Source organism: Zobellia russellii, from assembly GCF_044597075.1.
GTDB classification, from domain to species: Bacteria; Bacteroidota; Bacteroidia; order Flavobacteriales; family Flavobacteriaceae; genus Zobellia; species Zobellia russellii.
Genome location: NZ_CP139000.1, coordinates 1,268,703 through 1,282,283, shown reverse-complemented (window position 1 = coordinate 1,282,283; position 13,581 = coordinate 1,268,703). Strand labels below are relative to the sequence as shown.

The 13,581-nt window shown below is 40.5% G+C and carries 10 protein-coding genes; 5 read left to right on the top strand and 5 right to left on the bottom strand.

Features of this window, described 5'->3' with window-relative positions; genetic code table 11:
- Positions 1-8 precede the first annotated feature (8 nt).
- The 5 genes from bglX (at position 9) to SJY45_RS05440 (ending at position 6,108) form a co-directional block, all read left to right on the top strand.
- Positions 9-2,282 carry a beta-glucosidase BglX gene (gene bglX, locus SJY45_RS05460; protein WP_400073564.1) on the top strand — a complete coding sequence of 758 codons (2,274 nt, stop codon included), beginning with the start codon at positions 9-11 and terminating at the stop codon, positions 2,280-2,282.
- A gap of 16 nt (positions 2,283-2,298) precedes the next feature.
- Complete coding sequence (locus tag SJY45_RS05455) at positions 2,299-3,936, top strand: sulfatase (protein WP_400073563.1); 1,638 nt, start codon at positions 2,299-2,301, stop codon at positions 3,934-3,936.
- A gap of 150 nt (positions 3,937-4,086) precedes the next feature.
- The gene (locus SJY45_RS05450) at positions 4,087-4,821 is read left to right on the top strand and encodes a hypothetical protein (protein ID WP_400073562.1); all 735 of its coding nucleotides are present in this window, start codon (positions 4,087-4,089) and stop codon (positions 4,819-4,821) included.
- A gap of 2 nt (positions 4,822-4,823) precedes the next feature.
- Positions 4,824-5,477 carry an NAD(P)H-hydrate epimerase gene (locus SJY45_RS05445; protein ID WP_400073561.1) on the top strand — a complete coding sequence of 218 codons (654 nt, stop codon included), beginning with the start codon at positions 4,824-4,826 and terminating at the stop codon, positions 5,475-5,477.
- A gap of 10 nt (positions 5,478-5,487) precedes the next feature.
- On the top strand, positions 5,488-6,108 hold the full coding sequence (locus tag SJY45_RS05440) for a Pycsar system effector family protein (RefSeq protein WP_215914335.1): 621 nt from the start codon (positions 5,488-5,490) through the stop codon (positions 6,106-6,108).
- Positions 6,109-6,110: 2 nt separating this feature from the next.
- Here SJY45_RS05440 and SJY45_RS05435 read toward each other — a convergent pair whose 3' ends face one another.
- The 5 genes from SJY45_RS05435 to SJY45_RS05415 form a co-directional block, all read right to left on the bottom strand.
- Positions 6,111-6,470, bottom strand: coding sequence for a hypothetical protein (locus SJY45_RS05435; RefSeq protein WP_400073560.1), 360 nt, complete (start codon positions 6,468-6,470; stop codon positions 6,111-6,113).
- 214 nt (positions 6,471-6,684) lie between these two features.
- The gene (gene murQ, locus SJY45_RS05430; RefSeq protein WP_400073559.1) at positions 6,685-7,518 is read right to left on the bottom strand and encodes an N-acetylmuramic acid 6-phosphate etherase; all 834 of its coding nucleotides are present in this window, start codon (positions 7,516-7,518) and stop codon (positions 6,685-6,687) included.
- Positions 7,511-8,977 (bottom strand): sodium:solute symporter, encoded by a 1,467-nt coding sequence (locus SJY45_RS05425; RefSeq protein WP_400073558.1) that lies wholly within the window; start codon positions 8,975-8,977, stop codon positions 7,511-7,513. The genes murQ and SJY45_RS05425 overlap by 8 nt, the downstream gene beginning before the upstream one ends.
- A 129-nt stretch (positions 8,978-9,106) precedes the next feature.
- Complete coding sequence (locus SJY45_RS05420; RefSeq protein ID WP_400073557.1) at positions 9,107-10,411, bottom strand: RagB/SusD family nutrient uptake outer membrane protein; 1,305 nt, start codon at positions 10,409-10,411, stop codon at positions 9,107-9,109.
- Positions 10,412-10,421: 10 nt separating this feature from the next.
- Positions 10,422-13,511, bottom strand: coding sequence for a SusC/RagA family TonB-linked outer membrane protein (locus tag SJY45_RS05415; RefSeq protein WP_400073556.1), 3,090 nt, complete (start codon positions 13,509-13,511; stop codon positions 10,422-10,424).
- Positions 13,512-13,581: the final 70 nt, after the last annotated feature.

Below are 13,581 nucleotides of genomic sequence, written 5' to 3'. Positions count from 1 at the left end.
AACAGAAAATGAAGGATATAAAGAAGGTAATCTGTTTTTTGACACTTGTAGTTGGCTTTACGACTTTCACGAGTTCCCAAGAAAAGATAGAAGCGGTAGAGCAGCTTCTATCCAAAATGACATTGGAAGAAAAAATTGGTCAGCTTAATCTACTGACCCCAGGAGGTGGCATTGCTACAGGTTCTGTGGTGAGCGAAAATGTAGAGGCAAAAATCAAGGCAGGCCAAGTAGGAGGTCTATTTGGGGTTTCCGGTCCTGAGAAAGTCAGGCAAGCACAAAAAATAGCCATTGAAAATTCACGATTAAAGATTCCCTTGCTTATTGGTTCGGATATCATACATGGGTATAAGACCACCTTTCCCATTCCACTGGGAACAGCAGCTAGTTGGGATTTGGAACTTATTCAAAAAATGGCCGAAACTGCAGCTAAGGAGGCCACGGCAGATGGAATCAACTGGAATTTCTCTCCTATGGTGGATATTGCCAGAGACCCTCGTTGGGGACGCATTGCGGAGGGTGCTGGAGAAGACCCGTATCTGGGGAGTGCCATTGCCAAGGCGATGATAGAAGGGTATCAAGGAGCTGATTTGTCGGCGCCAAATACGATGATGGCCACGGTAAAACACTTGGCCCTTTATGGTGCCGCAGAAGGCGGGCGCGATTACAATACGGTAGATATGGGCAAGTTGAAAATGTACAATCAATATCTGCCCGTTTACAAGGCGGCCGTAGATTCCGGAGTGGGTAGTGCCATGACTTCGTTTAATGATATTGATGGCGTTCCGGCTTCGGGCAACAAATGGTTAATTACCGATTTATTGCGCGAGCAATGGGGTTTTAAAGGTTTTGTTGTTTCCGATTACACGTCGGTAAATGAGATGACCGCTCACGGATTGGGAGATTTACAAGCGGTATCCGCTTTAGCTTTAAACGCAGGGCTTGATATGGATATGGTGGGCGAAGGATTTCTTACCACTTTGAAAAAATCAGTAGATGAGGGCAAGGTTACCGAGTCCGCAATAACCGAGGCATGCCGCAGGATATTGACCGCCAAATACAAATTGGGTCTTTTTGATGACCCTTACCGCTATTCCGATGAGAGTAGACCGGCAAAAGATATTCTTACGGACGAGAACAGAAATCTGGCCCGTGAGGCTGCAAAGCGCTCTTTTGTACTATTAAAGAAGCAGGGCAAAATACTTCCGTTACAGAAGAATGCCCAAATAGCGTTGATAGGACCTTTGGCGAATAACAAGAACAATATGCTGGGCACTTGGGCTCCAACGGGAGACCCACAGTTATCCGTTCCCGTTTTAGAAGGGTTAAAGAATGTGGCCCCCAAAGCCAAAATAAGCTATGCCAAAGGCGCCAATATTACGGATAATCCCGATTTGGCCCAACGGGCCAATGTTTTTGGAACACGGGTAGAAATAGACGAGCGCTCTTCGGAGACCCTTTTAAAGGAGGCGTTAGATTTAGCCAAAGATGCCGATGTCATTGTAGCCGTGGTAGGGGAAGCCAGTGAGTTTAGTGGAGAGGCGGCCAGTAGAACGGATATTTCACTTCCCAAAAGCCAAAAGCGACTTTTAAGGGAATTGGCAAAGACTGGAAAGCCTCTGGTAATTGTCCTTATGAGCGGAAGACCCTTGACCATTGCCGATGAACTGGAGCTTCCCTCGAGTATACTTCAAGTGTGGCACCCAGGTATAGAAGCGGGAAATGCTATAGCCGATGTAGTTTTTGGGGATTATAATCCATCAGGAAAACTAACGGCAACTTGGCCCAGGAATGTTGGGCAAATTCCAGTATATCACAGTATGAAAAACACGGGCAGACCCATAGAGGGAGATAACTTTCAGAAATTTAAATCGAATTATCTAGATGTGGAAAATACGCCGCTCTTACCTTTTGGTCATGGTCTGAGTTATACCGATTTCAGCTATTCAAATATTCAGTTGAATAAAGATGAAATTGGACAGGACATGTCTATTTCGGTTTCGGTAGAGGTAAGCAATACAGGTAAATTTGATGGGGAAGAAGTGGTGCAATTATATCTTCGGGATGTAGTACGCTCGGTAACCCCGCCCATGCGCGAATTAAAAGGGTTCAAGAAAATATTCTTAATGAAGGGTGAAACAAAAACGGTTAAACTGATCCTACAACCCGAAGACCTGAAGTTTTATAACGCTGCCTTGGAATTTGTTGCCGAGCCAGGGGAGTTCCAAGTTTTTGTAGGAACTGATGCTACCGCAGATTTAAAAACCTCTTTCACATTAAAATAGTCTCAATTCTGTTTTTATGCTTTTACGATTATGTTTTCCGGGAGTACTTTTCGCTTTTATTCTTATGGGTTGTAAAGAAAGCTCTCCACAGGTGGAAGAGAAGGCTAAAAAGACAAACATCCTATTTATCATGGCCGATGATCATGCTATTCAGGCCATAAGTGCCTATGGTCATCCTATTGGACAATTGGCTCCCACACCCAATATAGACCGATTAGCGAGGAATGGTGCGCTTTTTAAACATAGCTATGTAACGAATTCCATTTGTGGGCCAAGTAGGGCGGTCATTCTTACGGGCAAACACAGTCATATAAATGGTTTTAGACAGAACGGAGACCGTTTTGACGGTAACCAAACTACTTTGCCCAAAATACTTAAGCGAGAAGGTTATCAGACGGCATTAATAGGAAAATGGCATTTGGACGGTGCACCCCAAGGTTTCGATTATTCCAAGATACTTGTTGATCAGGGCAATTACTATAATCCTGATTTTGTTGAAAATGGAGACACCACCCGTATAGAAGGCTATGCCACGGATATTATTACCAATGATGCTTTAAGCTGGTTGAAAAATGAAAGAAAAGACAGTCTTCCCTTTTTTATGATGGTACATCATAAGGCCCCTCACCGTAATTGGATGCCCGCCTTACGTCACATGAATACATATGACTCCGTGCAGTTTCCTCTTCCCGACACTTATTTTCCATCCTTTGAAAAGCAAAGCGCAGCGGAAGCGCAATTGCAGACCATTTATGAAGACATGTACGAAGGGCATGATTTAAAAATGACCCAAGGGTACGGCAGCACTAAATTGGCACACAACCCATGGACTACGGATTTTGAGCGAATGTCAACCCAACAACGGATAACTTGGGATAAAGCCTATTTACCTAAAAACAATACATTTCATAAGGCAAACTTAAAAGGAAAGGCCCTTGCCGAATGGAAAGGCCAACGCTACTTACGTGATTACATGGCTACTATAGCCGCGGTAGACGAAGGCGTTGGGGAAATTTTAGATTACTTGGAAGAAAGCGGACTATATAAAAATACGTTGGTGGTCTACACTTCCGATCAAGGATTCTATTTGGGAGAGAACGGGTGGTTCGATAAACGATTTATGTACGAAACCTCATTTGGCACACCCTTGTTGATGCAGTTGCCAGGAACGATTCCCCCAAAGACCAAAATAGATGCTATGGTACAGAACTTGGATTTTGCACAAACGTTCCTAGACTTTGCCGAAGTGAAAAACCAAAGTGAGGCCATGCAGGGACAATCGTTCAAAGGTTTGTTGGATGGGAGTATGAATTCTGATGAATTTCGGGATGTGCTCTACTATCATTATTACGATTACCCGGCTTTTCACATGGTCAAAAAGCATTATGGAGTTAGAACTAAACGGTATAAGCTCATCCATTTTTACGATGATATAGATAGCTGGGAGTTCTATGATTTATACAAAGACCCTAGGGAGTTGACAAATCTCATTGATGACCGTACATATTCTTCTGTTATAGAACAAATGCACTATAAGCTAGATAGTATACAAAAGGTTTATAAAATAACGGATAAGGAATTTGACACAGCCCCAAAGACAGCCATAGACAAAGCTTATAAACAGTTTAAAAGATTACGGGAGGTTAAGAAGTAATATGTTTTTCTTATTAAGTTAAAGCCTTATGTACAAAAGGTTCCTTTGGTAGGATTGAAAGTAAAGCCCAACTACTGCGACCAATATTTAAACCTATCCCATGTTACCGTAAAAGTTTGAGCCAACCAAAAATTTAAATAAACAGACCAAATGATAAAAACGATGCATTTAGCGGCCCAATATTTGGCAGCAGCGGGAATTAGTTTTGTAGATAAGAAAGCCGATGATAGTCATACCAATCTAGGTTGGTCCATTGCAAAGCAACAATTGGAAACCCACCCATTATCGCCGAAAGGAGATCTCCTCGCTTTAAGTTATAATAACTTTTCATTAGAGTGGATTTCTCCGGATGAGGATGTTTCTTTTTCGTTGGAAGGGAAAACGCACAGGCAAGTATTGGAGTGGTTAACTCACACTGCGGATACTTTTTTGGGTAAAAAGTACATTTATGATTTCAATTATGATTTACCGTATTCAGTAGATGATACTTTTATTTATACGCTGAATGCCATATCTTTAATAAAACTAGGAGTCTTTAGGACAATAGCACAGTTGGGCTTGATAAACACACTTCAAGAAACGGGTTTGGAATCCGATGTTCGTATATGGCCGCATCATTTTGATACTGGGGCTTATGCCAGTCTAAATTCAGATATTTTTGTAGGTTTTGGTTTAGCTATTCCAGACGATATGGTCAACGAGCATTATTTTTATATCAGCGGGTATAAAGGTCATAGCGCTTTAGATACAACTAAGTTTAATTCACTTTCTCGGGGAGAATGGAAAAATGATAGTTTTAAAGGAGCCGTTTTGCCAGCCACAAAAATTAACGAAGAACAAGCGGTAGAGTTTTTCAAGGAAGCTATTAATTCGTACAAAAAGTAAGTATGCAGGTAACCAGTCTTTCCTTAGGAGCCTTTAAGGAGATGGATTATTGGGCGGTTGAAAAGTATAACCTGTCCATTGAATTAATGATGGAAAACGCAGGGCTTCAATTAGCAAGATTAATTACCAAAAAGGCAACTGAGACCTCTGTAATCACAATTGGTATTGGTAATGGAAATAACGGCGGTGGCGGACTAGTGGCTGCCCGTAGACTTTCTGCTTGGGGATTTAATGTGAATTTAGATTTGGTTGTGCCTATTACCAAAGATTTGCCGAAAGCACAATTAGAAAGAGCGTTGTTATTTGGGGCTAAAGAAGGTATACCCGAAATTACGGATATTTGGGTAGATGCTTATCTAGGGTTCTCTCAGAGACTACCACTGTCAGATGCATTTGCAAAAAGCATTGAATTGGCCAACACATCACCGGCCTTTAGAATATCATTGGATATTCCTGTTGGTATTTCTAAAGATGGAAAGTTAGTTGGGTTTAAAGCAAATCAAGTAATGACCTTGGCAGCTCCAAAAACTATATTGGAAAAATTGCCAAGCGATGTAGAGGTGTATATGGCCGATTTGGGAATTCCAAAATTGGTTTATGAGCATTTTAATATAAAAATGCCCAATTTTATGGAAAATCAACTTATAGCTTTATAACCCTTATAAGATGAACGAAAAACAGGAAGCCAAAGAAATTGATAAACAATTAAGAAAAGAGTTGGGTATTGATAAAGAGAAGCTGAAAGAGTTAAAGAAGAAACTTTCAAAGATAGAACCTCGTTCAGAGCGAGGTGCGGAAACCTTGTTTCGTTTGGTGTCTAAAAATCAGTATACATTAAATACGATGATTGATAGAAAGTCCAACATACTTATATCTATTAACGCCCTTATTTTATCTATAGTTATTGGTACCGTACTTAGCCAATTAGATAAGGATCCTCATTTAATTTTTCCGGCAACGATAATGTTGGGAACTAATTTACTTTCTATTGGCTATGCTGTTTTTGCTACAAGACCAGAGCTTACGCACGGTAGTAAAAGCACCAATAATTTATTATTCTATGGTAATTTTAATACCATGAATGAAGAGGAATATACAGAAGAACTTACCAGTTTGATGTATAAGGGCGATGAGCTGTATAAAACCATTGCAAAGGATACTTACCATTTGGGAAAAACAATAGATAGAAAGTTCAAATTATTAAGAACTTCTTTTCACGTTTTTTTAGTTGGAATTATTTTGGCGGTGGTAGGATTTATAGCTTGTCATATTATGTTCTCTATGTAATCTTAATTTAACGGTGCATTGTTTGTTTTAATTCTAAAACAACGCTCTTCTCCCAAATAAAGAGGATTTCCATGTTTTTCTGACCAAAACCCATCTAAAATATCTTTACTGATACATTGGTATACGGCAACACCTTTATAAATACTTTGGTCTTCGCCGGAATATCTAAAGTTGATAACTAGAATATTGTTCTTAAAAAATCCCGTACCGGATTGGTGTTGGTCAGTTCCAATAGTCCAATGTGCAATTATTCTTGAGTTCTCATCCAAGGATAAAACCAGTTTTCCTTTGTAGCTATTAGATTCTTCATCTTGGTTGCTACCCATAATGTTGTACTCCCCAACAAGGTCCTGAACCGTCATAATCATTTTCTTTGGAGCGCAAAACTATTGAAAATTTGGTTGATGGGTTTTTAGAGATGGTATATAATGTTTGCAGAAAAGAAATTCTTTATGATTGAATAAAAGATAGGCCGATAAACAAATGTTTACCGGCCAGTCTACGTAGTTGAAAATACCAATCGAGGCATCTGGCATTTCCGCTTAACAACTAAACTACTTTTGGGGCAAAAAGGCTTTAGTCTAAACTATTTGTATTTAGACGGTCTTTATATAGGTCAATTATTTTTCTAACGCTTTTATGTTTTTTTAATAATAGTCGGGCTAAATCGGTATCAATGTTAAGTTCCTCCACAATCATTTTTGTACCGCGCTCAACCAGCTTTTTATTGGAGAGTTGCATGTCTACCATTTTGTTTCCCTTGATTTTTCCCAGCTGAATCATTACCGAGGTAGAAATCATATTTAATACTAATTTCTGGGCCGTACCCGCCTTCATTCGTGTGCTGCCCGTTACAAACTCGGGACCTACGATTAATTCAATGGGGAAGTCCGCTTCGTGGGACAATGATGAATTTTCATTACAAGAAATACCACCTGTTAGTACTCCGTTTTCCTTGGCATCTTTTATACCCCCAATTACATAGGGGGTAGAGCCGGATGCAGCTATACCTAGAAGAACATCGTTATTCGTTAAATGAAAACCTTCAAGGTCTTTCCAAGCTTGTTGGGTGTTGTCCTCGGCATTTTCTACGGCCTTTCTTAGGGCTACGTCGCCTCCAGCAATAAGACCGATAATATGGTTGTCCGATACTCCAAAAGTAGGAGGACACTCGGAAGCATCCAATACACCCAATCTTCCGCTTGTTCCGGCGCCAATATAAAAAAGCCTTCCCCCAAGTTGCATTTTTTCCACCACGACGGTCACAAAATCGCGAATTTGCGGAAGAGCCTTTTCAATAGCCAAGGGAACGGTTTTGTCTTCTGCATTTATTGCACTGAGCAGCTCCAAAACCTCCATCTTTTCAAGATTGTCATATTTTGAGGGTTGTTCAGTTATGGGTTTACTCATTTTCTTTTATGTTTTTGTGAATTAATAGTAGTCCTACAATAGTTATAGCGGCGTTTACGGCTATGTTTATAAATCCAAAATCAAATTGAAATTCAGTTTTAAAATAGACTCCCAAAAAGTAGGTTGCAATAGGGGCAAAAACGCAAACTACGGGCACCCATTTGTCCTTTACTGAAATTTTGGAGAACATGCCAAACAGGTACAGGCCTAAAAGTGGTCCGTACGTGTAGCCTGCAACTTTAAAAATTAGAGAAATCACATCCCCTTCACTACTTGCAAATACAATAATTATAACAAAAATGACACATGAAAAACCGATTAACACCAAGTTTTTCAGTTGCTTTTTTGCAGTGCTGGATTTGTGTTCTATATCAAGGAAATCGTAAGTAAAAGAGGTGGTAAGTGCCGTTAAGGCAGAGTCTACACTAGAAAAAGAGGCGGCTATAATACCCAATATAAAAAAGATGCCGGCTAGAATCCCTAGATGATTCAAGGCTAAATTAGGGAAGAGGGTATCCGTATCAATTAGTTGTCCATTATCTCCCATTTCTAGGATTACGCCCGCATCTTGTGCATAGATGTACATTAAGATGCCCAACCCCATAAACAGGAATTGGGTTATGGCTAAAATTAGACTGTAGGTAAGCGTGTTTTTTTGAGCGTCCCAAACGTTCTTGCACGTTAAGGTCTTTTGCATCATATTTTGGTCTAGACCGATCATAGCTATTGCCACCAAAATACCGGCTATAAATTGTTTGTAAAAGTTGTTTCCAGAGCTAGCGTCCCATTCAAAAATTTTGAAATAACGGTGGTTGCTAACACTTTCAATAGCTTCTGGTATACTAAGGTTTAGAGAAGAGGTTATGGTGTAAATGGTGATTACAGCACCTAGAATTAGAAAAACGGTTTGCATGGTGTCCGTCCACACAATGGTCTTTATCCCAGATTTATTTGTGTAAAGCCATACTAATACTAATATGAGGATAACCGTTAAAAAGAACGGAATTCCAAAATGGTCAAAAACGGCAAATTGAAGAATCTTGGCTGCAAGTAATAATCGTAGAGCGGCACCAAAAGATTGGGATACCAGAAAAAATAGAGATCCAGTTTTGTAAGTTTTGTTTCCAAACCTGTCTTTAAGGTATGAGTAAATGGAAACAAGTTTTAGACGGTAGTAGAGCGGGGTCAATACAAAAGTAATAAAGAGATAACCTACTACATTACCCAGTATAAATTGGTAAAAGTGAAAGTTGTTGTTGCCCACCATTCCGGGTAGGGAAACAAATGTAACCCCAGATAGTCCGGCACCTACCATACCAAATGCTACCAAATACCAAGGCGATTTCCTATCACCGGTAAAATAAGTCTCATCACTTGCGTTCTTTGAAGTGAAATAAGATATGGCCATTAATGCATAGAAGTAAATGGCAATAATTATTAGGATTAGCGTTGGGCTCAAAAAGTGTGGACTTTAGGATTAAGGAAGTAGAAGCGTAGCGGTTGCTTCTGTATTAGTTTGGGTTTTAAAAGCTTAAAAAATGGGGCAGTATTTTACGCTGCCCCAGTTATTTAAGAAGCTGTTGATGGTTTATAGTGCTGGGTTGGCAGGAGTGTTTGTATTATTGTCCCTTTCTGCATTAGGGTAAGGATAATAATTACGGTTTCTTTCTGCATTGGCGTCAGCTGGGCCAGGTCTTTGGAATCTTCTGTTGTCTTCAAGAGATAAACCTGTCAGGTAAAGTTCCACCCTTCTGTTTTTGTAGATTTCATCTAAAATGTCATCTTGAGCAACAGGCCCCGCGTATGCAGGAAGGTTCGCACCTAGACCATAAATATCCGTTGTTTCTGTTTTGGTCAGAACTGCGTTTAATTCGGTTACCGCATTGGCAAGTTCATTGTTCCGAGCATAGGCTTCTGCTTTGATCAATAGAATTTCACCTGGTAAATACACAGGTATTTCATCAAGGTTATCACTCCAGAAACCAACAACTTGGTAATTTGGGGTTTCGGCTTCTAAATCCTCTGCAGTGATGTAGAAAGGAATACGCGCATCATTTTCATCCGGTAAAAGTTCCGATGGTAATCCAAATGTTAGGTCCTTGGCTTGTGTAACATTTTGTGACCCGAACCAGAATGCCAACGGATTGGGAATGGAAGCATCGTATACCCAAGTAGATTTAACCGATAGGTCTACCGCATTGGCCGCTGTTATTGCGGCGTCATAATTACCCGCCATTAGGTTAAACCTTGCCAGCATAGCGTTTACTGAATTTTTAAGGTCTACAGAACTAAATACATCCGAAGTTACAGTAGCATCTAATCCAGCATCTATATAGCCTTTTGCCTCGTTTAAATCTGCAATGGCACTTTGTAGAACCGTAGTGCGGTCTTCAAAAGGGGCGTTCTCTATAACTTCTAGGGGAATGCTTTCAAAAAATTGGATTAGGGTTCCATGGGCCATAGCTCTATAGAAAAGCCCGTAAGCCTTTAAAGAACCCGAAGCAGAGGCGCTCTCACTAACATCATCGGCAGCATCTATCACAGTAGTCGCCTCTTTTCGGGTTAACATTGCATTCGTCCACATGTTGATTAAAACCTCGTTTCCTCCGTTTACGTCATCACCACCAAGCAAAATTTCGTTTTCACCAAGGTTTCCGGGGTTCAAGAGTCTTAACTCATCTGTATTAAGACCTGAAATATGGGTGTAATTGTAAATAATGCCCGCACGGTCCGTACTCCATCTTTGTTGAACTCCGTTTATCAACTTTACCAAATTATCCACGTTGTTTACTACATCCGGTTCAAGCGTGGAGTTGGGGTCTAAATATTCGGTATCACAAGATGATACAACGATCATCAAGGCGATAGCCATAAGGTTTAGTATATTTTTCATATCAGTTTTTTTAGAAGTTAGCACTTAGGGATAATGAGATGGTCATGGGAATAGGAACATTACCGAAGTTTACAGAACGCAGTAAGTTAGATTGACCACCAGCATTGGTCTCAGGATCATAACTGAAGAAATTGTCAAAAGATACCAAGTTACGCCCGATCAAAGAGAGCTTTACGTTCTCTAGTGTGGAATTGAAAAGTTCAGGAAATTCGTAACCTAAGGAAACTTCGCGGAGTTTTACAAAAGAACCGTCTTCCATTCTAAATTCTTCAATGGGGTATACACCGGCAATGTAACCTCTTGGCAACTCGCCACTAAGTTCCTGTTCCGCCAAACGTCCCAAACCAACACCTTGTCTTGTTCTTTTATCGGCATCAAATACATCAAAACCTTGTACGGCTTCCCAAAGCATACTAAAAGAGAAGTTTTTGTAAGCCAGGTCCGTACCAACACCAAGAATATAGTCTGGGTTAGGGTCTCCAATAACCTTTCTTAGTACATCTCCCGTAGGTTGGCCATTGGCATCACGCATGGGTGTTCCCGTGGCTAGATCACCTCTTTCCGGTTGTGGAACACCTTCAGGGCTTCCATCTGTAGAGGCACCGGTCAATAACAATTGTCCGTTGTTATCTTTGGCATAATAGGTGCCGTAGAAAACACCTAAAGCTTCGCCTTCTTTTACAACAGGGGGAGCACCGGTTACACTGGCAATGGTAATATCGCCACCAATAGTCTGTAAAACCTTGTTTTTGTTACTACTGAAATTGAAATTTAGGTCCCATGTAAGGTCATCTGTTTTTACCGGGGTAACCCGTGCGTAGAACTCAATACCGTTGTTACGCATGGTTCCAACATTCTCTGTTCTTGAAGAACCGCCTACTGAAGGGGCCAATACCCGGCCAACGATTAAGTCTTCTATATTCTGACGGTAGTAAGTGAACAATAAAGAGGCTCTATTGTTGAAAAAACTTAGGTCCGTACCTATTTCAAACTCTTTGGTGCGCTCTGGTTTTAAACCTTCGTTGCCCAATCTATTGTTTTGTTGCAGGGTAGAGGACCCCAAGAAATCATTGGAGCTATAGCTTCCGAATCTTTCATAAGGGCTAATTGCTGTTAAGTTACCGGCCTCACCGTACGAAGCTCTTAGTCTTGCGGAATTAAGAAAACCGTCGGTATTCCAAAAAGGTTCATTGGACAATACGTAGGACCCAGAAATTTTTGGGTAAAAATTAGACCTTTCGTCCACATCAAAGTTAGTGGCGCCATCTATTCTTCCCGCTAAGGTCAAGAATAGTTTATTGTCCCATGACAAGGTTTCCTGAAGAAAGAATCCGTAGATATCAAGATTGGTGTCAATAGGTTGAGTGTACAGGGGAATGGTAGGTTCATTGTTTGCATCCAAACCTCTTCCTTGTGTACCTTCAAAAGATAATTCACTGGATTGGAAGCTGTAACCGGCCGTGGTAACGGAGTTCAATTTTTCCGTAATGTCAATATTGTAATTAGCGTTAATATCGTAGTTCCAGTTAAATACCTTGGCTTCGGCATCGCCTAAATAACCATCGTCAAAATAAGCAGGGTTAACGTTGGCGTACGGATAAATAGGAATGTCTATATGCCCTTTTTGGTTGTACGTATCAACACCTATAATCTGGTCTATCGTAAGGTTTTCAATAGGATTGATTTTTAAATGTAGGTTGGGAATGAAGTGGTTTACTTCTTGGGTAATATCAAAAGACTCAATGATGGTAAGCGGATTTACACGAGTGTTCTCTACGGCCATTAGATTACCGTTCGCATCCCTTTGGGTAATATCAAAAGTGTTATTGGTAATGTTCATGGAGTTGATAGGACTCCAAAATACATTGCCATCCGGCTTTTCATCAGATTTACTGTTTGCGTAATAAAGACCAAGATCATACGAAATCCAATCCGCTATTTTATGGTTGAAGTTTATCCTAGCGGAAAAACGGTCAAATTGAGTGTTTTTTATTATACCTTGATTGCTTAGGTATCCCACAGAGGCCATATATCCCATTTTCTCGTTACCACCTTTAGCTGAGAAATAGTTGTCACTTCCAAATCCGGTCTGGAAAATTTCGTCTTGATAATCGTAACGAGTAGTTTCAAACTTATTTGTAGATAAGTTCCTGTAAGTGGTTAAAGCATTACCATCATTCGGGTCAAAACCAAAAATAGGCCATAATCTACCAGAAAGGGCGCTATTGGGTACGGTTTCAAACTCTTCACCTCTTAGGTTCAGGTCCAGTTTTTTTCGTACCGTATTCACGTTAAAAGTAGACTTAAAGGAAAATTCGGGTCCGTCTTCGTAAACACCACCTTTTTTGGTGGTTATCACAACTACACCATTAGATGCCCTAGATCCGTAAATTGCAGCGGCCGCCGCGCCGTTTAGGATATTCACGTTTTCTATATCATTTGGGTTAATGTCTACCATTCTATTTTGACCTGGGGAAGCATCTCCACTATCAACATTTAAGTTGGTAACATTAGTAGTAAGGTTACTGGTAATAACCCCATCTACAACATAAAGGGGCTCGGAAGACCCTTTTATGGTGCTTGGTCCTCTTAAACGAATGGAAAACCCTCCGGCAGGATCACCGGAATTTTGTGTAATCTGGGCACCTGGAACTTTTCCCTGCAAGGAAGAAGTAATATTTGCGGGTGCCGCTTTTACCAGCTCAACAGACTTTACCGTGGTAATGGCATTACCTAATTTTTTTCTGGATTGGGTAATGGAAGAACCTACTAGAATAACCTCGTCCAACGCATTGGAGTCTTCGGTAAGGGTTACGTTAACTACTTGGTCATTGCCTGTCAGGACAACCTCTTGTGTTTTGTAGCCAATATAGCTAATGGCCAATACTTGGTTGGCGGCATCAGTTACCTGAAGGCTGAAGTTTCCGTCAAAATCGGAAGAACTTCCCGTGGTTGTTCCCTTTACTAGAATGCTGGCACCGGGAAGCGGAAAGCCATCTTCGGCAAGGACTGTTCCCGAAATTGTTGTTGATTGCGCAAATGAACTGAGCGAGAAGAAAGCTAGCAGTAGCGCAAAGAGCACATGATACGTTTTTTTCATAATAGAGTCTTTAGCTTGTTGTTTGAACAAACCTAGCAGAATATTTCAATAATTGCAATTAATTATTGCA